We start from the raw sequence: 704 nt of genomic DNA, 5'->3' as shown, positions 1-704 counted from the left end.
GGCGAAGCAGGCCGTCATCGCACGCCGCTGCCGGCGGTGCTGACCGCGCGCGAAGCCCATGCCATCGGGCAGTACGTGCTGCGCCGATGCATCTCTCGCGCGGCGACGCGGCCGGCGCGCTGGCGCGTCGCCGCATCGGCTCGACGGCGAGTGGGCCGTCGGCGGCCAGGAGCAGTTCTACCTGGAGGGCCAGATCAGCTACGCGCTGCCGCAGGAGAACCAGGCGCTGCTGATCCACTGCTCGACGCAGCATCCGTCGGAGATGCAGCAGCTGGTGGCGCATGCGATGGGCTGGCAGGCGCACCAGGTGACGGTGCAGTGCCGGCGCATGGGGGGCGGCTTCGGCGGCAAGGAATCGCAATCGGCGCTGTTCGCCTGCGTCGCCGCGATCGCGGCGCAGCGGCTGCGTCGGCCGGTCAAGCTGCGCGTGGACCGCGACGACGACTTCCTCGTCACCGGCCGTCGCCACGGCTTCGACTACCGCTGGTCGGTCGGCTTCGACGACGAGGGCCGGATCCTCGGCGCCGAGATCGACCTGATCTCCAACTGCGGCCACAGCGCCGACCTGTCCGCGCCGGTGATGGCGCGGGCGCTGTGCCACTTCGACAACGCCTACTGGCTGCCGCATGTGGCGATGCACGGCTACTGCGCGCGGACCAACACCCAGAGCAACACCGCCTTCCGCGGCTTCGGTGGCCCGCAGG

1 pseudogene is annotated in these 704 nt (G+C 71.6%); it reads left to right on the top strand.

Annotation, left to right across the window (positions count from 1 at the left end):
• Positions 1-704 (top strand): annotated as a pseudogene (locus tag FUT87_RS27555) (molybdopterin cofactor-binding domain-containing protein); the annotation flags it as partial.

The organism is Mitsuaria sp. TWR114 (assembly GCF_007997345.1).
The sequence above is the reverse complement of the archived record's forward strand: the minus strand, read 5'-3'. Positions and strand labels throughout refer to the sequence as shown.